Raw genomic sequence first — 20,812 nt, forward strand, 5'->3', positions numbered from 1 at the left:
TTGTTTTATTGTGTTCTTTCGTTGTGCCTTTATTCTTTCAGACCCGCTTTTTCGTGTCAAACTCGCTTGTTTGAAGCGATTGACTCGATCTTGCTGGTCTTCATAGAATTCCGGCGACCCCGTTTCCGGAGCAACCCCTCCAACCTAGTCCACCACTCGATTCATGTCGAATCAGGCCATTTTGGGCACAAATATCCCAAAAGAGTGGATGTGATCGGGGAGGTTCCGAGGACGCGACGTTGCCGTCGTCTCCCTCGGGTCTGGTGAACCTTATGGACACCCGTCTACCTCGTCAAATCAACCGGCTCCACCACGGCGATTCATCCCGGCCGACCAGGCGGCCTACCGATAAAATCGCCCTCACCAGCCCTCTACCGCAGGCGAGACGCCGATGCCCGTAGAAGAGATCGTCCGCAGCGTGTGGTCCCCAGGCGAAGAGGTGTTCTACGCCGCCTCGGGCGAAGGACGACCACCTGCGAGGGGCACGTTCATCCTTCGACGGCCCGGCGTCGCCCGCTACCGCCTGCTGCTGGTCACCCTGACCGCCGCCGCACTCGCGGTCGGTCCCCTCAGCGCCACGATGGGCACCGGATGGGCGCCGCTGATTCTGCTCGCCCCGATCCTGCTGCTCGGCGGCCTGCGTCTGCGGTTACCCGCCATGGGCCTTCTCACCATGGTGTCCGTCATATCCGTGATCATCACGCTCACCGTGGCCGTACAACCCGGCCAGCTCATCGCGCTCATTGTGGTGGCAGGGCTGGCGTTGCGCCTGTCGCACATGCGCGGCGGCGTCGGCATCTACGGCCTGCGCGGAGATCAGGCCCTCATCGAGCTGAAACAGCGGCTGCAGAGGATGTGCCAGATGCCGACGCTGCCTCGCGGCTGGGGCCGTAAGGCCGTCATCCGGCGAGCCCCCGGATCGCTGTTCGGAGGCGACTTCCTGGTTTCCTGCCAGGAGGGCGACAACCTTCAGGTCGCGCTCGTCGACGTCTCCGGCAAAGGCGGCGACGCCGCCAGCCGGGCGATGATGCTCGCCGGAACCTTCGGCGGACTGCTCGGAGCCGTGCCCGCGTCCCGGTTCCTGCCCGCGTGCAACGCCTACCTGATTCGCGAGGACGGGCGCGAGGGTCTGGTCACCGCCGTACATCTGAGCCTGCACCTGAGCACCGGGCGCTACGTCATCACCTGCGCCGGCCATCCGTCACCCGCCAAGTTCGGCCGGGGCAGCGGCGGATGGGAGCCGAGCGCGGCGCACGGCATCGCGCTGGGTGTCGTACCCGACGCTCAGTGGGACAGCGTCCAGGGCACCCTGCGCAAGGGTGACGCGCTGATGTTGTTCACCGATGGGATGTGGGGAGCACGCGCCGACGTCGACGCCGGCATCGACCGGCTGCTCGGCCAAGCCGGGATCCTCGTCCAGCAGGGCTACGACAAGGCCGCGGCTCTCATCAAGGAGCTGAGCCACGGCGACGACGACAGCGCCATGGTGCTGATCTGGCGGACCTGAGAACCGGACCGCGACAGATCACACCGGAAAACGGAAGACGGAAGACGGAAGACGGCATAAGGCTTACTCCGAATGCCGCGGGAGAGGTAACGCGAATCACGGCTCCGGCGAAACACTGACCGTAAGCCGCTCCTCCGGAAGCCGGATGAGCCTGGCAGGAGGCCGGACGAACCCCGCAGGTGGTGCGGAACCGCTCCTCACTTGCACGAGAAGGCTTATGCACCCGGAATAAAAGTAAAAATCCGATAATCTGCCGCTCGTCTTCAGGAGGTGGCGAGTGGCCGAAACAGGTGCCATTGCAGTACCGGGGTATGAGGTGTCCGGTGTGCTCGGCCAGGGTGGTTTCGGAATCGTCTACCGGGCCAGGCAGTTGGCGGTGGAGCGCGAGGTGGCGCTCAAGGTGGACAACCGGGTGCTGGTCTCGGAGCGGGACCGGCGCCGCTTCATGCGCGAGGTCACCGCGGCCGGAGCGCTCTCCGGCCATCCGCACGTCGCCCACGTCTACGACGCGGGGGTCCTGCCCGACGGCCGACCGTACATGGTCCTGGAGCTGTGCCCCGGCGGGTCCCTGTCGGATCGGATGCGGGCCGAGAGACAACTGCCCGCCGCCGAGGTCGCCGACATCGGCATCCGCATCGCCGACGCGCTGGCGGCCGCGCACGACGCCGGGGTGTTGCACCGCGACATCAAGCCCGCCAACATCCTGATCAACCGGTACGGCAACGTGGTGCTCGCCGACTTCGGCCTGGCCGCCATGTCGGCCTCGGGCGCCGAGGTCTCGGTGACGCGTGAGTCGCTCACCCCGGCCTACGCCCCGCCCGAGGCGTTCGAGCTGACCGAGCCCTCCGCCGCCGGGGACGTCTACTCCCTCGCCGCCACGCTCTACGCGCTGCTGTCGGGCCGCCCACCGAGGTTCCCGGAGGGCGGCGTGGTCAACATCGCGGTCGTCATGGCCCTGCACCGCCTGCCCATCCCGGACATCCCGGGAGTGCCGCCGGAACTGACCGACCTGCTCAGGCAGGCCATGGTCACCGATCCCGGGCAGCGCACCCCGTCCGCCGCCATGGTGCGGGACGCCCTCACCGACCTGCGTCTGGATCACGGCGCCCCGGCGTCCCGGTCCTCGCGGCGCTCCGTCCCCCTCCCCCCGCCGGCGTCGCCCCTCGCGGGCGCACCCTCGTCGTACGGCACGCCGCCGATCCGCCCGGCCGCGGACGGGGAGCAGGCCCGCGCGCATCCGACCTCCCCCGGCCTGCGGAGGGTCGCGAGCACCCAGCCGCCCGCTGGGGCCGCCGTCGCGCAGGACTCGACGAACACCCGGGTGTTCGTCGCGGTGACCGCGGCCTTCCTGATCCTGCTGGTGGCCGGGGTCGGACTGATGTTCCTCGAGAACGGCCCGAACCTGTTCGGGCCGCCGCCACCGCCACCGCCCTGGTCCCAGGGGGAAGCTCCCCGGAACGCCGGCGCGGGGAACGGAGAGGTCCCCGCGAGGGCCACGGAGGTTCTCACGGTGACGGCCGCCTGTCCCGCGGCGGCGGTGCCCGGCGCGCGGGCCGCGTGCGTGAAGGAGGCGGAGTGCTGGAGCGGCCTTCTCGACGTCATGGGCGACGTCACGGCCAAAAGGATCGCCTGCGAGGAGTCCCATTCCTGGGAGACCTACGCGATCGCTCCCCTGCCCGCGGACTCTCTCACCTACGACTCGCGGGCCCTGGAAAAACATCCGACGGTAAAAAAAGTGTGCGCGAAGTCGATCTTGCTCGCGTCCCGGTATGGAGACGCTCGCGCCACCGCGTCCGCCACGTGGCGAAGTACGGTCCTGCCGCCCTCGAAGGAGCAGTTCGAGGGCGGCACGAGGACCTATCGCTGTCTCGGCGGCATCCTCGGCTCGGAGAAACCCGGCATCCGGTTCCGTCCCTGAAGGGCTGATTTCCGTCCCGGATGCGACCCGTTCGGGCCCGGATGAGGCGGCTCCGTGTTGGAACGGCGAGGGAGTTACTCGTACGGTGGGAGCATGACGACCGCAGAGAGCGAGGCGAGCCCCGCTGTGCGGCGACCGCCGGAACACGTTACGGCAGTATTCGACGCAATCATGGAGTGGGAGGCCGCCTACCCCGAGTCGGCTCCGACCGGGCAGGGAGAAGCGATTCTCTGGGCTCTGGGCAAGCGCGACCAGGCGCCGATCAGCGGCCGCCCGACGACGGGAGGCGTGCCGACCGTCGCCGACGCGCGTGCGGAGATCGACGCCGCCGAGCGGGTCGAGCGCCGGGGCCGGATCATTCCGGCCGACGGTGTCGTGAGCGCGTTGAGATGGCTGATCGGTGCCAAGGACGGGATTCCGATCCCCGGTCGCCAGCCTCCCGGAGGCTGGGGACACCTGGTCGGCGGGCGTGGTGTGGTAGTGCGCAGCGACGAGGAGCTCAACCGGATCATCGAGCGGGCCAAGGAAGGCCGGCCGAACGCCCCGACCGAGTGGGACGGGGCCTGGTGCCTGGGAACGATCGCCGTGTGTGAGTGGGTGCTCGGCACCCGCACGAAGTCGCCCATCCGCGACACACCGCGCCCCATGCACGGACCGACCGGGCTCAACCTCGGGAGGGAAGAGACCGCGGCCGAAGATGTCTCCCGCCAGCTGGGCCGGGGGCGTCAGCACTCCCCCGGCTACGGCGACGGGGTCATCCGCACGATCCACTGGCTACGGGGGCAGACCATCATCCCGCCCGTGAACGAGCAAGGACTACCGACGCTCAGCAGCCGCTGACCGCCTCCTGCGACCTTCTGTAATTCCCCTCCGATCCTCTTCACGAGGCGACCGGCCCGGACCACCTTTGGGTGTCCGGGCCGGTCGTGTCACAACCCCTTTGCATCCTCCGAACCGTTCACGGTGCAGACTTGTCATTCTTGGACGTGAAAAGGGGTGCAAGAGGATGACTCAGGCACAGATCGGTGTAACGGGACTGGCGGTGATGGGCGCGAATCTCGCCCGTAACCTCGCCCGGCACGGACACACGGTAGCTGTACACAACAGGTCGCAGTACAGGACCAAGGCATTGATCGAAGAGCACGGGCACGAGGGCACCTTCGTCGCCTGTGACACTCCGGAAGAGCTCGTCGCGGCGCTGGAGCGCCCCCGGCGCGTTCTGATCATGGTTCAGGCGGGGGCGCCGACCGACGCGGTCATCGAGGAGTTCGCGCCCCTGCTGGAACCGGGCGACATGATCGTGGACGGCGGGAACGCGCACTTCCTCGACACCCGTCGCCGTGAGGCGGCGCTGCGCGAGCGTGACATCCACTTCGTCGGCGCCGGTGTGTCCGGCGGCGAGGAGGGGGCGCTGCTCGGGCCGAGCATCATGCCCGGCGGCTCGAAGGAGTCCTACCGGGCTCTGGGCCCCATGCTGGAGGACATCGCCGCGAAGGTGGACGGCGTGCCCTGCTGCACGCACATCGGCCCCGACGGCGCCGGGCACTTCGTCAAGATGGTGCACAACGGCATCGAGTACGCCGACATGCAGCTCATCGCCGAGGCCTACGACCTGCTCCGGCAGGGTCTCGGCCTGAGTCCGGCCGAGCTCGCGGACGTCTTCGAGCAGTGGAACCAGGGCGAGCTGTCGTCCTACCTCATCGAGATCACCGCCGAGGTGCTCCGGCAGGTCGACGCGGGCACCGGAAAACCGCTCGTGGACGTGATCTCCGACCAGGCCGAGCAGAAGGGCACCGGCCGGTGGACGGTGCAGATCGCACTGGACCTGGGCGTCCCGGTGAGCGGGATCGCCGAGGCGGTGTTCGCCCGCTCGCTCTCCGGTCACGCGGAACTGCGGGAGGCCTCCCGCGGCCTGCCGGGGCCCGCCGGCGCGACGGCCGGATCTGCCGGCGAGGGCTTCGCGGAAGACGTACGGCAGGCGCTGTACGCCTCGAAGATCGTCGCCTACGCCCAGGGGTTCGACCAGATCCGGGCCGGCAGCACCGAGTACGGCTGGGACATCAACCCGGGCTCGCTGGCCACGATCTGGCGGGGCGGCTGCATCATCCGGGCCGTCTTCCTGGACCGCATCCGTGAGGCCTACGAGGCGGAGACCAAGCCGGTCACCCTGCTGGCCGCGCCGTATTTCGCCGATGCCCTGACCGTGGCGCAGGAATCGTGGCGGCGGGTGGTGGTGAAGGCGGCCGAGCTGGGCATTCCGGCGCCCGGCTTCTCGACCGCGCTGGCCTACTACGACGCGCTGCGGGCCGAGCGCCTGCCCGCGGCCCTGATCCAGGGGCAGCGGGACTTCTTCGGCGCCCACACCTACCGGCGGGTGGACAGGGACGGTTCCTTCCACACCCTCTGGTCCGGTGACCGCTCGGAGGTCGAGGCCTAGGATTCCGTCGCGGCGGTCGTCGCGCCCCCGGCTCCGGGGACGCAACGATCGCCGGGCTTCACCGAGCAGACTGTGAGGGCCCGGTGGCGAGGGGCTATGCGCCGTCACCGGGCCGTCTGCCGTGAGATCCGTCCGGCCCCGCCGACGACGCCCGCGGCCGGTTCCGGAATCGCGCCGGCGATCCGTACGGGCCTGAGTGGCCCTCAACCCAGTTCAGGCAGGGGCCCTCAGCCCAGTTCAGGCAAAGGCCCTCAGCCCAGTTCGGGCAGGAGCCGGAAGGCGCGGTCGGCGGCGGCGACCGCCGAGGGGTGAATCTGCTCGGCCGTCTCCCCCCGCACCAGCCTCAGCCAGTTCCCGCGGGCCAGCACCCGTTGCACGGCGACCACCTGAGCGGCGACGAGACGTGCGGTGAGCTCGTCCGTGATCTCGGCCAGCGCCTCGGCGAGCGCCTCCTCGTCCGTCGCGGTGTAGTGGAGCACGCGGGCCGCCAGGCTGGGCGTCTCGAAGATCATCCGATGGTAGCCGAGCACCTCGGGGATGTCGTTGAGCCCCGTCACGGGCTCGCGCCGGTCCAGTCCCGCCAGGAAGTGACGGTGGAGGGCCGCCAGCGGCGCCTCGCCCTGTTCGCGGCGCCGTACGACCCTGGCCGCCTCGCCCTGGTGGTCGGAGATCCGGTGCAGGACGAGGTCCTCCTTGGTCGCGAAGTATTTGAACAGCGTCGGCTTGGAGATCCCCGCCGACGCCGCCACCTCCGCGACCGACACCTGGTCGAATCCCCGGTCCAGGAACAGGGAGATCGCCGCCGTGGAGATCGCCTCATGGACCTGCCGCCTCTTGCGTTCCCGAAGTCCCGTCACCCATTCAACCTAACAGAAGCGCAACTGGGTTAATATTTTAACCCGGTTAAGTTTTTAGGGGTGGTGTGTGATGATCGGCACGGAGCTCGACGACGAGCGGGCCTACCTGGCGAGGTGCGGGGCGGCCCTGCTCCGGATGATCGACGGCGTGCGGCTGAACGTCGTCATCGGCGAGCGGGTGGCGGGCGACCGCTACAGCGCGGAGAGGCTCGGACGCCACCTCAAGAGCCTCGCCAAAGAGCTGGCCGAGGAGCCGGACGGCCCTCCCTTCTTCGGCCGCCTCGACTTCGACTCGGGCGAGCACCGCGGGCAGCGCTACTACATCGGCCGGCGGCACGTCTCAGGCGACACCGGGCAGCAGCCGATGGTGATCGACTGGCGGGCGCCCGTCTCCAGGGTGTTCTACCGGGCCGGTGCCCGGGACCCGCAGGGCGTCTCCGTCCGCCGCCGCTTCGGCTGGTCGAAGGAGCCGATCACGTTGACCGGTTTCGAGGACGAGCGTCTCGGCCACGGCCAGGAACTGGGAACGGCGAGCCGGATCATGGCCGCCGAGATCGAACGCCCCCGCGTCGGCCCGATGCGTGACATCGTCGCCACGATCCAGCCCGAACAGGACGAGCTGGTCCGCGCCGGGCTCGACGAGTCGATCTGCGTGCAGGGCGCGCCCGGCACGGGCAAGACCGCGGTGGGACTGCACCGGGCCGCCTACCTGCTCTACACCCACCGGCAGCGGCTCTCGCGCGCGGGCGTCCTGATCCTCGGCCCCAACCAGTCGTTCCTCGGCTACATCTCGGCCGTGCTCCCCGCGCTGGGTGAGGTCGACGTCGAGCAGACGACCGTGGACCGGTTGCTGGCCCGCGGACCGCTCCGCGGCGCCGACGGCGAGGAGGCCGCGGCCGTCAAGCACGACGTCCGCATGGCGGCGGTGCTGCGCCGGGCGCTCTACGAGCGCGTGCGCGAACCCGGCGGGCCGATCACCGTCCCCGACGGCTCCTACCGCCGGCGCGTGCGGGAGGAGGAGCTCCGGAGCATCGTGGAGGGCGCCCGCCGGGAGGCGACGCCGTACGACGTCGGCCGCGAGCGCGTGCTGTCGCGCACCGTCGCCGTCCTGCGGCGCCAGGCGGAGTCGCGCGGCCAGACCCCGAACGCCGCGTGGATACGGAAGATGAACAGGGCGGTCACCGGTTTCCTGGACGAGGTGTGGCCGGCCGTCCGGCCGCAGGAGGTCGTGGCGGGGTTGCTCGGCGACCCGGCCGCGCTGGCCAGGGCAGCGGAGGGGGTCCTCACCCCGGCCGAGCAGGCGGCGATCCTGTGGGCGCGTCCTCCTCGCTCGTTCAAGAGCGCCAGGTGGTCGGCGGCCGACGCCGTGCTCGTCGACGAGGTCGCGGGCCTTCTGGAGCGCCCGCGGGGTTACGGCCACGTCATCGTCGACGAGGCGCAGGACCTGTCGGCGATGCAGTGCCGGGCCATCGCCCGCAGGAGCGAGCACGGCTCGATCACGGTGCTCGGCGACCTGGCCCAGGGCACCACCCCGTGGGCGGCTCGCGGCTGGCGGGAGCAGCTCGGCCATCTCGGCAGGCCGAGGGCGGAGCTGATCGCCCTGACCCTCGGCTTCCGGGTACCCGCGGCCGTCGTCGCGATGGCCAACCGCCTGCTGGAGACGCTGGCGGCGGACGTGCCCGAAACCCGCTCGTTCCGTGCCGACGGCCGCCTCCGGATCCGTGAGGCCCCCGACCTCGCCCGCGCCACGGTCGCCGCGGTGCGCGAGGCCCTCGATCATGAGGGCTCGATCGCGGTGATGGCCGCGGACGCCACCCTGGAGAGGCTGACGACGGCGCTGAGAGCCCAGGGCGTCGCGGTCGCCACGCTCGACGATCCCGCATCCGACGCCCCCGCGGCCCGCGTCACCGCCGTCCCCGCGGCGATGGCGAAGGGCCTCGAATACGACCACGTGGTGGTGGCCGAGCCGGCCGAGGTCGTCGAAGCCGAGGCGCGGGGACTCAACCGGCTCTACGTCGTGCTCACCCGGGCCGTCTCGCGTCTGGACGTGCTGCACTCCCGGCCCCTGCCGCCCCAGATCCTCCCGCGGGTCGAAGCCGACCGCATCGAAGCGTGACGCACGCCTCCGGGGGCGAGCCGCGTCTCTCCGGCGGGCGATCGGGCAGGCCGATGGAGACACGGCCCGACCCGTGGTCCCGGCCGTATGGCGGATGATCAGTCAGGCCGGCGGAGACGGTCTGACCCGTGATTTCGGCCGTACAGGGGTGATCAGGCGGCCAGGTCCAGGGAGATGACCTGACCCGCGGTACGGCGGAGCCTGCGGTTGAGGGCGTTCGGGCGGGAGACCACCACGACCATGACGCCCCGCCCGGACAGCCAGCCGGCGAGGTCGGTGAAGATGCCGTCGCCGGAGCCGATGACCACGCGTTCGAAGCGGTCGTCGAGGTGGTCGAGACGGATCACCTCGCCCAGCGCCCGGTCGGCTCCGTCGGGGCCGGAGCGGATCAGGAGCTGGACCCCGGCCAGGGCCAGGCCGACGGTGACCAGGGCGCCGTGGTTGACGGCGGCGACGTACTGGTCCATGCCGCCGGTGGGCACCTGTTCGCGGTAGTGACTCATCATGGTCTGAACGTCTCTGGTGGCGGGGCGCGCGGCACCCGTCAGGTTTTCCACGTCCAGCAGGTGGACGGCCCGACCTTGCGATAGGTTGCGCATTAAATGCCCCTTTCGCCCCGCTATTACCGTTCTATGGCCTGCACTTTAATGCTGGAAATAGCTGGAATTCAAGGGAGACTGGTGGAACTCCTGTTACGATCCGGGCCGTGAGTGAATCACTGGACGCGCTGGAACGGCGGATAGCCGAGCTCCGCGCCGAGGTGCGACGAGCGGTCAAGGCGAAGGAGAACTCGCTCGCCCGATCGCTGCGCGGGGATCTGCGCCGGGCCGAGAAGGCCTGGGACGAGGCGATCACCGCCGAGGAGCCCCCGCCGAAACTCCGCGAGCCCGAAGCCTCGCTGCTGCCCATCAGGGAGCAGGTGCACCAGGCGCTCGCCCTGCTGGGCGTGCCCACCTCGGCCAAGCTCATCGTGGCGGTGAACGACGCGTTCTTCTCCCGCGAGCTGCGCGGCTCCCAGCTCACCAGCCTGCGCCGGGACGAGGAACGCTCCTTCCGCAGCGATCCCTACGCCCGGCCGTACTACCTGTGCGCCGCGCTGACCGACCGGCTCTCCCCCGCCCGGGGGCTGCTCGCCGACAGCAGCTGGGCGCCCGAGCTGCGGGTGCTGGGGCCCCTGAGCCCCCGCGTCGACTTCCTCACCTCCACCATGCGCATCGCCGAGCACCTGACCCGGCTGGCCGAGCCGCCCATGGGCGCGCTGCGGCTGCTGTCGCGGATGGCGCAGAACATCCCCGGCGCCGTCGAGGGCTTCGCCCCGGCCGATCCCGCGACCGCGATCCGCGCGGCCGGAGCCGAGCTGGAGGTGCACAGGGCCGCCGACACCGCGCAGCGGACCGAGGTGGCGGCGCGGGTGGCCAGACAACTACCGGACGTGGAGCGCCTGTTCGGCGCCGCCACGATGAGCACCTTGAGGGGGGCCTGTTGAGCAGGCTGGATGAAAGCCCGTTCCCGAACAGGCCGGACGAGGGAGCCCTCTCGTGAACAGGCTGGAGGAGCTGCGGGGGCCGATGCCGTCCCACCCGCACGACGCGCGGGCCATCGCGGCGCTGGCCGCCAATCCCGGCTGCGCCCGGCGGGCCCTGATGGACGCCGCGGGAGTGGACAAGGACCGGGTCGCCAGGCATCTGGGCTTCCCCGCCCCGTTCGGACAGTCGCAGTTCGCGATCACCCGGGGAAACGTGTTCGAGGCGCTGGTGAAGGAGAACGGCTGCGCCGAACTGCTGCGCCTCCTGCGGGAGCTGCTCGGCCTGCCCATCGCCCAGGTCGGCTACCAGGACGTGGAGAGCGTCGGCTCCCACCTGCGCCACTCCCACACCCGGGCGCTGATCGACCGGGCCGCGCGCGAGGACGACGGCACCGCGGTGTTCTACGACCATCCGCTGTTCAGCCTGGAGATCGCCGGTCACACGTCGTACCTGGAGCCCGACGTGGTGGCCTTCCAGATCGGCGGGCGCTTCCGCATCGTGGAGATCAAGTCCTTCGGCCTGATCGACGGCCAGGCCGAGCCGGAAAAGGTCGCGGCGGCCGCCCGGCAGGCGGCGGTCTACGTGCTGGCGCTGCGCACGCTCATGGCCGACCTCGGGCACGATCCGGAGCGCGTCTCCCACGACGTGGTGCTCGTCTGCCCGGAGAACTTCGCCAACCGGCCCGCCGCCGCGCTGGTGGACGTGCGCAAGCAGCTCGCGGTGCTCAAGCGGCAGCTGGCCAGGATGACCCGGGTGGACCGCCTGCTGGAGGGCCTGCCGCGGGATCTCACCTTCGACCTGGTCCCCGACCCGGACGGCGTCCCCACCCGTCCGGCGGACGAGCTGGCCGGGGCGTTGCGCCAGGTGCCCGCCCGCTACGCGCCCGACTGCCTGTCGACCTGCGACATGTGCATGTTCTGCCGCGACGAGGCCCGCTGCGACGGCTCCACCGACCTGCTGGGCCGCCAGATCCGCGACCAGCTCGGCGGCGTCTCCCGCATGACCGAGGCGCTCGGCCTGGCGGAGGGCACCCTTGAGCCCGCGGAGGGCCAGGAGGAGATCGCCCGCCTGCTCCGGCTGGCGGACCGCCTGCGCGAGGAGGCGCTGAATTGAACACGTCGCCCGCGCAAGGAAACTCCGCGTCCGACGCACCGCTTGCGCAAAAACGCCCTGCGGCGAACACGCCGCCCGCGCAAGGATGCTCCGCGTCGGACGCACCGCTTGCGCAAGGATGCTCTACGTCGAACGCCTCCGGCGGCACCGCACCCGCACGGCCGAGGGGAGAGGGACCATGAGCGCGCTGACCGCGCTGGCGCAGTTGCGGGCCGTCAGGGACGGCTCCGCGCAGCGGATCACCACGGTCCGGCACTGCCACATCGCCCCCCGCCCGCTGGTGTTCATCCCGCTCAAACTCGCGGGCGAGGCCGCCGCGCCGTTGGGCGCCATGGTGGGCACCGATCCCCACCACCCCCGGCTGCTCGTCGTGCCCCAGCCGCGCAACCGGGATCTGCGCTTCGCCTTCGCCGCCGACCTGGCCGAGGTGTTCCTGCCGTACATCGAGGGGTTCGAGAAGACCACCGAGACGGTCGAGCGGAAGGCCGGCGAGCCCTACGAACGGTGCCTGGACGCGCCGCAGATCCTCGTGCCGAACCGGTCGGCGATCGCGTTCACCGGGCTGCTGGGCCGGTCCACCCGGTTCCGCCGGGCCGACGGCCCCTACCCGGTGCATCCGTCGGTGCCGCTGCTGGGCCGGTGGCTGACCTACTTCGCCGACCGGTCGCAGCAGCCGGGTTCCTCCCTGCTGCTCGCGGCGACCGAGGCGCTGAGCCTGCACTGGGCGACCGGGCAGAGCGGCCTGGAGGACGCCAACCTGGCGGCGCTGCTCGGGTGGATCGCCCCGCCCGCGGGCATGTCGGGACGGCGTGCGGCCGAGGAGGCCGAGGATCCGCTGCTCTGGCCGCCGGCCGGGCCCGTCACCGACCCCGGCTTCGACAACGAGGTGCTCGGGCCCGCCGTGAGCGCCTACGAGGAGGCGCCGACCGACCGCGCCGTGGATCGTGTCACCCAGGCGTTGCGGACCCAGCTCGAACCGACCTGGCGGCTGATGTGGCGGGCGGTCGAGGAGCTGCGCGCGCTGCCCGAGGGCGGGCGGGTGAAGGACCGCTGGGAGATCGACCGCGGGTCGTTCACCCGGTTCGTCGAGCGGATCGGCGAGGGAGGCCCTCCGCAGGCGCGCAGGGACGGGGCGGTCGGCGCCGCCGCGCGCCTGGCGGGGCTGGAGCGGGCACGGGCGAGCTACGACGTGCAGCGGGCCCACGACGACCCGCTGATCATGGCCGAGTACCGGCTGACCGGCGAGGCGTTCGCCGGGACGGTGACGGCCGCCGACCCCGAGCACACCGAGGGTGAGGGGCGCTCACGCAAGCTGCGGCCACTGATCACCGTCCGGACCGGCGATCCGGTACGGCTGGCGACCGGCACCACGGTCGGCAGCCCGGACCGGCGCGGCCACGCCGCCGAGATCGTCGAGATCGCGGACGGGGAGATCACCTTGAAGATCACCAAGGGCATGGGCCGGGGGAAGACGCCCGCCCCGGGGACGGTGCCCGAACCCGGCGAGCGGATCACCTACACCTCGCTGACCGACGACTTCCAGTCCTCGGCGTCGCTCCCCGACCCCGAGCAGACGCCGTGGACCCACGGCGGCCCCCCGGAGGAATACGTGCCCAGCGACGACGACGCCCAGGAGGAATGGTCTTGACAGAACCGCAGGAGACGTCCTCCGCCGTCCGGCGGACGAAAGGGACGGCCCTGACACCGCAGCAGGAGGCGGCGGCCGTCGTCGGCGCGGTCCTGGCGGACCTGCCCCGCAACCGGGGCGTGGTGGTGGACTCCCCGCCGGGCGCGGGCAAGTCCACGCTGGTGGTCAAGGCCGCGGGGCACATCGCCGAGACCGGTGAGCCGTTGATGATCGTCGCGCAGACCAACGAGCAGGTCGACGACCTGGTGGAGCGGCTCGCGCTCGAACACCCCGACCTGCCGATCGGCCGCCTGTCGGCCAGTGGTTACATCACGCCCGGCCGCATCCTCGCCCACTCCAACGTCTCGGTGGCGGGCAAGCTGCCCGATCTCGGCGACCCCGCCGTGGTGATCGCCACCGCCGACAAGTGGGCCTGGATCGGCGACAGAAGCTGGCCGTGGGCGATCGTGGACGAGGCCTACCAGATGCGCTCGGACAAGCTGCTGCGCATCGCCTCGTTGTTCGAGCGGTCGCTGTTCGTGGGCGATCCGGGCCAGCTCGACCCGTTCTCGATCGTGGACGGCGACCGCTGGGCGGGCCTGTCGTGGGATCCGGTGCAGAGCGCGGTCTCGGTGCTGCTGCGGCACAACCCCGACCTGCCGGTGCACCGGCTGCCGGTCTCCTGGCGGCTTCCCGCCTCGGCGGCGCCGGTGGTCTCCGAGGCGTTCTACCCGTTCACCGGATTCCGCGCCGGGACGGACCACGCCGACCGGTCGCTGGAGTTCACCGTGAACGGCATGCGCACCTCCTACGACCTGGCGCTGGAGGAGGCGGCCGCCTCGGGCTGGGCGCTGTACGAGCTGCCCAGCCGCCACACCGTGCGCACGGACGCGGAGGCCGTACAGGCCGCCGCCGTGCTGGCGGTGCGGCTGCTGCAGCGGGGGCCGGTCGCGCACTCCGAGCGCGGCAGCCACCCCGTCACGGCCGCGCGGATCGCCATCGGGGCCGCCCATCGCGACCAGGTCGCCGCGATCCGTGCCGCGGGGGTGCCTGAGGAGATCACCGTGGACACCGCCAACCGCCTCCAGGGCCGGGAGTACGACGTGACGATCGTGCTCCACCCCCTCTCGGGACGACGGGACGCCACCGCCTTCCACCTGGAGTCGGGGCGGCTGTGCGTGCTCACCTCCCGGCACCGCCACGCGTGCGTCGTGGTCGCCAGGGCGGGCATCCCCGAGCTCCTGGACGCCCACCCGTCGGCCGAGCCCGTCCAGCTGGGCGTGCCGGTGAAGTTTCCCGACGGCTGGGAGGCCAACCAGGCGGTGCTGGCCCACCTCTCCAAGCATCGGGTCACCCCCGCCGGGTGAGGACTCCCGCCGTGAGGCCGGCCCGGCTTCGGGGGGCGGGCCTCACGGCCTGCGGCGCTCACGCCACGATCCGTCACCCGTCCCGGCGGGCAGGTGGGGGTGACGGACCGCGCCGGCCGAGGGTCAAACGTCGTGCAGGGTGCCCACGTAGCGCTGGGCGAAGCGGTCGCCGGTGCCGGCCGTGACGGTGAAGTCGTACCGGCCGCCGTTACCGGCCCAGGTCGGCTGGGCGTGACCGCCGGGCCCGACCCAGACGGTCTGCGGCTTGCCGCCGAAGTCGTTCGGCGTGATCGTGAAGGCGACCTCGGCTCCGCCGTCGTTGATCAGCTTCAACTCGATCGAGGCGGTTTCCCTGTGCCCGCCGTTGCGCGGCTTCGCCTGGACCGACGGGACGGCGACGTCGTCCTGCTCTGCCCGCACGACCGTGCCGGCGAAGCGGCGCACGAAGCCGTCGGCGCCGTGCACGGTGAAGTCGTAGCGGCCGTCCGTCGCCGTGGCGTCCCACACGTAGGTCCGCGAGGAACGCGGTGCCACCGTGAACGGGGTGCCGGTGAAGGGCAGGGCGAGGTTGGACAGGACCGTGAAGTGGAAGGCGGCCGTGCCGTCGTTGACAAGGGTGCAGGTGACCTTGCCGCTCTTGCGGTCCACCGACACGTCCGCCCACGGGCGGTAGGGAAGGGGGCGGTGAGGCCGGTCCCCGGGCTCCTGGACGGCCTCCGTCTGCTGCCCGGCCGCCGGTGGCCTCACCGCCGGCAGCGAACTGTTCGCGTCGGCCGCGGCCATCAGCGCCACCGTGTCGGGCAGTCGCGGGATGCTGTAGTCGGGCTTGGTGAAGTCGAAGCAACTGGTGAGGTCGCCGCAGACCGCGCGCCGCCAGTCCGAGATGTTGGGCTCCCGGACACCGGTGACGCGCTCCAGGAAGCGCAGCACCGAGGTGTGGTCGAAGACCTGGGAGTTGACCCAGCCGCCGCGCGACCACGGTGAGACGGCCCACAGCGGCACCCGGCTGCCGAGCCCGATGGGCTTGCCGCCGGCGAACTCGTCCGGCGTGCCCGGCTCGGGGAACGGCGGGATGACGTGGTCGAAGTAGCCGTCGTTCTCGTCGTACATCAGCAGGAAGACGGTGTGCTCCCACACCTCGGGGTTGGAGAACAGCGACTGCAGGGCGGTGTTCACCCAGTGGGCGCCGTAGCCGGGACTGGCCGCCGGGTGCTCGCAGAACAGGTAGGGCGCCACCAGCCAGGAGACCGTGGGCAGGGTGCCGTCCTTGCAGTGCTGGTCGAACGCCGTCAGGTCGAACCTGGTCATCGCGTTGACGTACCGCGGGTCGTCCTTCGGGAAGGCGTGGAACTGCTTGAAGTACGACAGCGCGTTGTCGTCGTAGTCGCCGTTGCGGTCGTCCGAGCCGTCGGGGTTGTGGTAGACGCGCCAGCTGACGCCGGCTTTCTCCAGCCGCTCGGCGTAGGTCGTCCAGTCGGCCACCGGGTTGTCCGTCACCGGGGTGTTGTCGGTCCACGGGCCGGTGGTGCCGTCGCGGCCGGGACCCGCGGTGCCCGACCACAGGTACAGGCGGTTGGGGTCGGTGGGGCCGTTCATGGAGCAGAAGTAACCGTCGCAGAGGGTGAAGGCGTCGGCCAGCGCGTACTGGTAGGGGATGTCCTGGCGGGTGAAGTACCCCATGGTCCGCTCGCCCTTGGCGGAGACCCACTTGTCCATGGCGCCGCCGTTGACGGCCGTGTGACCGGTGTCCCAGTCGTGCGGGAGGCCGCCGGCGTTCTGCGCGTTGTACTTGGTGGTGTCCATCCGGAACGGCAGCAGGTAGCCCTCGGTGCGCCCCCTGTCGGGCTGGCGGAACACCGAGTCCCCGTTGGGGAAGACCAGTGTCTGCCGGTCCTCGAAGCCCCGCACCCCGTTCAGGGCGCCGAAGTAGTGGTCGAAGCTGCGGTTCTCCTGCATCAGGATGACGACGTGCTTGACGTCGGCGATGCTCCCGTGCCGGTGGTCCGCGGCGTTGGCCGTGCCGGGCAGCCCTACGGCGACGGCCGCTCCGGCCGCCGCGGTGGCGCCCATGAAGGCGCGGCGGCTGATCTCAGTCATGCGAGGGGAATTCCTTCGGTCGATCGGGGGTCAGCGGGCGGCGGGCAGGGTGAAGGAGACGACGGCCGCGGCGTGGTCGGAGGGCCATCCGTTGGCGGCGGTGTCCGGCACCGGCCGCGGCCAGCCGGTGTACAGGCTGTGGGCCTCCAGGACCTTCAGCTTCCCCGCGTACTGGATCTGGTCGATGCGGTCCTGGGGTTCGGCGCCGCCGCCGTCGTGCTCCGGCCGTACCGGTGACCAGGTGGTGCCGGGGTCCTTCACCGGATTGGAGCGGGCGTCGCGGAAGGCGTCGACCAGACCTGCCCGCTCCAGTGCGTCCGTGACCGGCCAGCGGACGCGGCCGGCTCCGCCGTGCGCGGATGCCGTACGGGACGTCCAGTCCAGGTGGGAGGGAGAGGCGAGGCCGGCGGCCAGGACCACCGGGACGTCGGAGGCGAGGTCCCGGCGCATCGTGGCCAGCAGCGCCTGAGCCTGCCGGTAGCGAAGCGTCAGCTTCTCGGCGGCCTCCACCTGCGCCGCGGTCCGGCCGGAGCGCACCGCGTACGGTCCGTAGTCGGCCTCGTCCAGCTGGGCCGTCTACAGCCGCAGCGTGCGGTCGCCCGGCAGCCGGACGGTGACGGCCGCGGCGGGCAGGTCGGCGGTGGGGGCCGTGGGCTCGCTGAGCGGATGGCGGCTGACGATGCCGAGGCTGCCGTCGCTCTGGTAGAACTCCCAGCCCAGTGCCTCGGCGAGCGCGCGGGCGGCGGTGCCGCCGGTCTCCTGGAGCGCGACGAGGTCCAGGCCCTGGGTGAGCACGACGCGCAGCTGCTTCTCCAGGAGGTCTTCCACGTTTGATCCGGCGTCCCACAGGTTCAAGGTTGCGATCTTGACCTGGACGCGGTCCCTGGCCGCTCGCACCGGCACCTGGACGGTGACGGTGTCGGTGCCGGCCACGCTGTCCCGCACGCCGACCACCAGTTGCCCGGGGGTGCGGGGTGCGGAGACGGGGGCGGTGCCGGTCACGGTGCCGTCGGCGGCGACCGACAGCCAGGGCGCGCCGCCGAGGCGGCTGAAGGTCGCGTTGCCGGTGGGGTTGCCCTCCGGCCTGATCCACAGCCCGCCCAGGCGGACGGAGAACGCCGCGCCGGCGTCCTGCGGGGCGGTGGTGAGGGAGTCCACGGCCGCGTGCGGACGCGGGATGACAGGTCTGGGAACGAAGGAGAACGGGGCGGTGCGGGCGAGGACGCCGTAGCCGTCCTTGGCCAGCAGGTAGGCGGTGTAGGGGCCGCCGCTCAGGCCGGAGGTGTCGAGGGTGGTGTCGCCGGAGGCGCCGGGTGTGTACACCCACACCAGCGAACCGCCGTTGCCGGGCTGCCGGTCGCCGTCGTAGACGCCGATCCAGTTCGTGGGATCGGGGACGCCGACAGTCCAGTGGAAGGTCAGCCGGTCACCCTCATGAGGGCTGGTCGGAGAGGTGAGAGCGATGGTGTCGCCGTCTGTCACGGCGCCAAGGAGGGGTGGCACGGGAGTATGGGTCCTCTCCGCCCGGGCTCCGCTCGATCGGTACCCGGGTTGGACAAGTTGTCTATATAACTCGCCCTAGACGAGTAAGTCCGATGTGATCAGTGGTCGTAGGCGATCAGCGAGCGGGTGACCGGGGCTCCGGTCTTGTTGTTGTGCCAGATTGCCGCGGCCATCGCCAGGATGCGCTGGGCGACGCGGACGGCGACGCCCTCGAAGGTCCGTCCGCCGTGTTGTTCCAGGTCGAGTTGGCCTTTGAGAGTGTCGTTGACCGACTCGATGAGCTGGCGGACCTTCTTGAGCATTGGCTCGCCGTGCCGCTGTTTCTCCCGCTTGCGGGAGGGACGCAGCAGGTCGATGCCGTGGGCGGCGAGTTCCTTCTCAAAAGGCTTGGAGGCGAAACCCTTGTCGCAGATGAGCAGAATGCCCTCGCGTTCGGCGATCAGGCCGGCATCGACCTCGAGCATCGCGGCCAGCACCTCCCGCTCGCCGATCTTCGGGTTGGCCAGCGCCCATAAGATCGGCATGCCGGTCGGGGTGCACACCAGATACAGCCGCAGGCCCCAGAAGAACCGGGAGTGTGAGGCGCAGTAGCCATAGCCGGCCCAGCCGGCCAGGTTCGAGCGCTGCACGGTTGGGCGCGACATCCCGCACGGCACCGGTGTGGAGTCAACGATCCAGTGGTTGTCGAACCAAAAGTCGCTGTCGGTGGCCAGCTCCCGGATCATCTGCTTGACCAGGGGCAATGCCGCGCGCAGGCGTTTGTTGTAGCCCGACTGCTGCGGCAGGTACGGGAACATGCCGGACAGGTGCGTGCGGGCGAAGCGCAGCCAGCGGGCCTCGGAGTGGTGACCGAGCAGCGCCTGGGCCACCGCTAGGCAGACGAGCTCGGAGTCGCTGAGCAGCGGCGGCCTGCCCATCGATCGGCTTCCTCCGATCTTGTCGTCGATCTTCACATATAGTGCGGTCAAGAGGGTGTTCAGGTCTTGCGTCACAACATGATCTTGAACGCCCTCTCTTCATGCCCGGTCACCGGCCCCAGACATCGGACTTACTCGTCTAGTAAGCAGTCCTCCGGCTGCCAGTCCGTGAACGGCAGGCGACAGCCGCCCGAGAAACGCCGTAAATCACCGCAAAGCACCCAGCCAGGGGGCATGCCCGCACACCCGCCGATCCACCGTCGCCCCCATCCACCCCCCAGCCGGCGAGGCCGTCACCGCCGGAACCGGCATCCCCGGCGACCCGGACGCGGCGATCACGATGGTGAACGACCCGCGGGGCGCGAACGCGGCGACGATCCGCGACCTGGTCGAGCGCGGTTACATGGTGCGTACCCGATCGGACGAGCCGATGAGCACGGTCAAGAACGAGGAGTTCAGCCGGGTTGACATCGCGCTGGCCAGTGGGGCTCAGATGGTGACGACGGATTTCCCGACGGTGGGCATGGCCGCGCGGTACGACAGCGATTGTGTGGCGGAGCTTCCCGGCGGAGCCGTGGTGCGTTGCAACCCGGTGTCCGCTCCGCGCAACTGCCGCGATGACAAGCTGGAGACGAAGAGCTCTTCCAGGTAGTCGCGCCCCTTCGCCTTGGCCTTCGGCCTCTGTCCGCGGCGAGCCTCCATGGTCGGCCGCGGACAGAGGTGCTCGCCGGACGGCGCCGCGCGTCACGCCCTGCCCGTTTGCCGGCCCCCTGGAGGATGAGCCGGGTCTCGGAGGTCACGGGGCCTGCGCGCCGCCGCTGCTCCGGCGGCGGTGAGCCCCGGGGTACGGCGGGGCCGTACCCGGAGGTCAGACCGTACGCCGCCAGACGTCGATGGCCAGCACCTGGCGCATGCCGACCGACAGGTACAGGTCCAGCGCGGGCGTGCTGTTGTTGGCGTCCACGTGGAGGTAGGTGCCGGCCCGGCCGCGCCGGGCGTCCGCGGCGAACGCCGCGCGCAGCATGAACCGGCCCAGGCCGCGGCCCCTGAAGGCCGGCAGCACGGCCAGCCGGCGCACGTAGCCGCAGTTCTCGTCACCGGCGAAGGCGTCGGTGCCCAGCAGCATCGCCACCGGCTCATCGCCGATCCGCGCGACCGTGAGCTGTGACCAGTCGGAGCTGGCCGAGGAGTCCAGTTCTCCGTACCACTCGTCGTAGTCCACCGGGGTGAACCCGAAGTGGTCGGCGAAGCCGGCCTGCTGGACGGCGTGGCCCTGGCGGCGCACCTCCTCGGTGAGGCCGTCGTGCACCGACACCCCCGGGGGAAGGCCGGGTTCGGGGACCGAGGCCCCGTGGTCGGCCCGGAGCCGGATGAAACCGGTGGCGGCGCCGAACCCGCGGGCGGCGGCGACGGCGCGCTTGCCGCTGTCCTCCCGGTACAGGCCGATGTCCACCACGGCCCTGTCATGGCCGAGTCCGGTGGCGATCCGCCTGGCCCGTTCGGTCACCGTGTCCCAGAGCCCGTCCGTCAGCTCCGGCGCGTCGGGGTGCACGACCACGTCGATGTCCACGTTGTCGCTGCCGCCCTTGCGGCGGGCCCAGGCCCAGGCGACCAGGCGACCGGTCCCGTCGTGGACGACCCAGCCGTCGGCCTCCCTGTCGAAGGACGGTTCGTTCAGCTCGTCGGTGACGTCGTCGAGGGTCATGTCGGCCTTGCCGATCACCTGGGTGTCGCAGAGCGAGATCAGCTCGTGGATTTCCCGCGCGTCTTCCACCAGGGGCCGCCGGGTCAGGTACCCGGCGGCGGGTGCGCTTGTCGTCATGGCCT

Annotated in this window: 17 protein-coding genes; 10 read left to right on the forward strand and 7 right to left on the reverse strand. The window is 70.9% G+C overall.

Translation table 11 applies throughout. The features are described 5' to 3' along the window. Window positions 1-391: 391 nt before the first annotated feature. From J2853_RS16745 to gnd, 4 genes are all read left to right on the forward strand, one after another. Window positions 392-1,507, forward strand: a complete 1,116-nt coding sequence (locus J2853_RS16745) for a PP2C family protein-serine/threonine phosphatase (protein WP_307558964.1) — start codon at window positions 392-394, stop codon at window positions 1,505-1,507. A 277-nt stretch (window positions 1,508-1,784) separates the two neighbouring features. Beyond that, a complete protein-coding gene (locus J2853_RS16750) occupies window positions 1,785-3,425 on the forward strand; it encodes a serine/threonine-protein kinase (RefSeq protein ID WP_307558966.1) in 1,641 nt (546 codons plus the stop codon). Window positions 3,426-3,518: 93 nt separating this feature from the next. Next, window positions 3,519-4,265: a hypothetical protein gene (locus J2853_RS16755; RefSeq protein WP_307558968.1), complete on the forward strand. Its 747-nt coding sequence runs from the start codon at window positions 3,519-3,521 to the stop codon at window positions 4,263-4,265. Window positions 4,266-4,431: 166 nt separating this feature from the next. After that, window positions 4,432-5,862, forward strand: coding sequence for an NADP-dependent phosphogluconate dehydrogenase (gene gnd, locus J2853_RS16760; protein ID WP_307558970.1), 1,431 nt, complete (start codon window positions 4,432-4,434; stop codon window positions 5,860-5,862). Window positions 5,863-6,113: 251 nt separating this feature from the next. Here the strand turns inward: gnd and J2853_RS16765 are convergent, their stop codons facing one another. Then, window positions 6,114-6,719 (reverse strand): TetR/AcrR family transcriptional regulator, encoded by a 606-nt coding sequence (locus J2853_RS16765; protein ID WP_307558972.1) that lies wholly within the window; start codon window positions 6,717-6,719, stop codon window positions 6,114-6,116. A 70-nt stretch (window positions 6,720-6,789) separates the two neighbouring features. Here J2853_RS16765 and J2853_RS16770 point away from each other — a divergent pair, with 70 nt between their 5' ends. Further along, a complete protein-coding gene (locus J2853_RS16770; RefSeq protein ID WP_307558974.1) occupies window positions 6,790-8,835 on the forward strand; it encodes a HelD family protein in 2,046 nt (681 codons plus the stop codon). 152 nt (window positions 8,836-8,987) lie between these two features. Here J2853_RS16770 and J2853_RS16775 read toward each other — a convergent pair whose 3' ends face one another. After that, window positions 8,988-9,434, reverse strand: a complete 447-nt coding sequence (locus tag J2853_RS16775; protein WP_307558975.1) for a PIN domain-containing protein — start codon at window positions 9,432-9,434, stop codon at window positions 8,988-8,990. Between the two features lie 107 nt (window positions 9,435-9,541). Between J2853_RS16775 and J2853_RS16780 the strand changes: the two genes are divergently transcribed. From J2853_RS16780 to J2853_RS16795, 4 genes are all read left to right on the forward strand, one after another. Continuing rightward, a complete protein-coding gene (locus J2853_RS16780; protein WP_307558977.1) occupies window positions 9,542-10,321 on the forward strand; it encodes a hypothetical protein in 780 nt (259 codons plus the stop codon). A gap of 52 nt (window positions 10,322-10,373) precedes the next feature. Further along, entirely contained in the window at window positions 10,374-11,474 is a 1,101-nt protein-coding gene (locus J2853_RS16785; RefSeq protein WP_307558979.1) for a hypothetical protein, read from the forward strand. Window positions 11,475-11,652: 178 nt separating this feature from the next. Beyond that, on the forward strand, window positions 11,653-13,122 hold the full coding sequence (locus J2853_RS16790; RefSeq protein WP_307558981.1) for a hypothetical protein: 1,470 nt from the start codon (window positions 11,653-11,655) through the stop codon (window positions 13,120-13,122). Further along, the gene (locus J2853_RS16795) at window positions 13,119-14,468 is read left to right on the forward strand and encodes an AAA family ATPase (RefSeq protein WP_307558983.1); all 1,350 of its coding nucleotides are present in this window, start codon (window positions 13,119-13,121) and stop codon (window positions 14,466-14,468) included. The genes J2853_RS16790 and J2853_RS16795 overlap by 4 nt, the downstream gene beginning before the upstream one ends. Before the next feature lie 123 nt (window positions 14,469-14,591). Here the strand turns inward: J2853_RS16795 and J2853_RS16800 are convergent, their stop codons facing one another. From J2853_RS16800 to J2853_RS16815, 4 genes are all read right to left on the reverse strand, one after another. Continuing rightward, a complete protein-coding gene (locus J2853_RS16800) occupies window positions 14,592-16,565 on the reverse strand; it encodes a phosphocholine-specific phospholipase C (RefSeq protein ID WP_307558985.1) in 1,974 nt (657 codons plus the stop codon). A gap of 30 nt (window positions 16,566-16,595) precedes the next feature. Further along, entirely contained in the window at window positions 16,596-17,102 is a 507-nt protein-coding gene (locus J2853_RS16805; protein ID WP_307558986.1) for an exonuclease/endonuclease/phosphatase family protein, read from the reverse strand. 39 nt (window positions 17,103-17,141) lie between these two features. Next, a complete protein-coding gene (locus J2853_RS16810; RefSeq protein WP_307558988.1) occupies window positions 17,142-18,047 on the reverse strand; it encodes an endonuclease/exonuclease/phosphatase family protein in 906 nt (301 codons plus the stop codon). Between the two features lie 119 nt (window positions 18,048-18,166). Further along, the gene (locus J2853_RS16815) at window positions 18,167-19,060 is read right to left on the reverse strand and encodes an IS982 family transposase (RefSeq protein ID WP_307555729.1); all 894 of its coding nucleotides are present in this window, start codon (window positions 19,058-19,060) and stop codon (window positions 18,167-18,169) included. 235 nt (window positions 19,061-19,295) lie between these two features. On the opposite strand from J2853_RS16815, the gene J2853_RS16820 reads away from it, so the two are divergent. After that, window positions 19,296-19,637: a Ca2+-dependent phosphoinositide-specific phospholipase C gene (locus J2853_RS16820; RefSeq protein ID WP_307568700.1), complete on the forward strand. Its 342-nt coding sequence runs from the start codon at window positions 19,296-19,298 to the stop codon at window positions 19,635-19,637. Window positions 19,638-19,853: 216 nt separating this feature from the next. On the opposite strand, the gene J2853_RS16825 is transcribed toward J2853_RS16820, so the two are convergent. Next, window positions 19,854-20,807 carry a GNAT family N-acetyltransferase gene (locus tag J2853_RS16825; protein ID WP_307558990.1) on the reverse strand — a complete coding sequence of 318 codons (954 nt, stop codon included), beginning with the start codon at window positions 20,805-20,807 and terminating at the stop codon, window positions 19,854-19,856. Window positions 20,808-20,812 lie beyond the last annotated feature (5 nt).

Source organism: Streptosporangium lutulentum (assembly GCF_030811455.1).
Classification (GTDB): Bacteria; Actinomycetota; Actinomycetes; order Streptosporangiales; family Streptosporangiaceae; genus Streptosporangium; species Streptosporangium lutulentum.

Bases quoted from the DNA above. Each gene is read 5' to 3' on its own strand.
- J2853_RS16800 (WP_307558985.1), bottom strand. From the start codon at position 16,565: ATGACTGAGATCAGCCGCCGCGCCTTCATGGGCGCCACCGCGGCGGCC.
- J2853_RS16755 (WP_307558968.1), top strand. From the start codon at position 3,519: ATGACGACCGCAGAGAGCGAGGCGAGCCCCGCTGTGCGGCGACCGCCG.
- J2853_RS16825 (WP_307558990.1), bottom strand. From the start codon at position 20,807: ATGACGACAAGCGCACCCGCCGCCGGGTACCTGACCCGGCGGCCCCTG.
- J2853_RS16790 (WP_307558981.1), top strand. From the start codon at position 11,653: ATGAGCGCGCTGACCGCGCTGGCGCAGTTGCGGGCCGTCAGGGACGGC.
- gnd (WP_307558970.1), top strand. From the start codon at position 4,432: ATGACTCAGGCACAGATCGGTGTAACGGGACTGGCGGTGATGGGCGCG.
- J2853_RS16775 (WP_307558975.1), bottom strand. From the start codon at position 9,434: ATGCGCAACCTATCGCAAGGTCGGGCCGTCCACCTGCTGGACGTGGAA.
- J2853_RS16770 (WP_307558974.1), top strand. From the start codon at position 6,790: ATGATCGGCACGGAGCTCGACGACGAGCGGGCCTACCTGGCGAGGTGC.
- J2853_RS16745 (WP_307558964.1), top strand. From the start codon at position 392: ATGCCCGTAGAAGAGATCGTCCGCAGCGTGTGGTCCCCAGGCGAAGAG.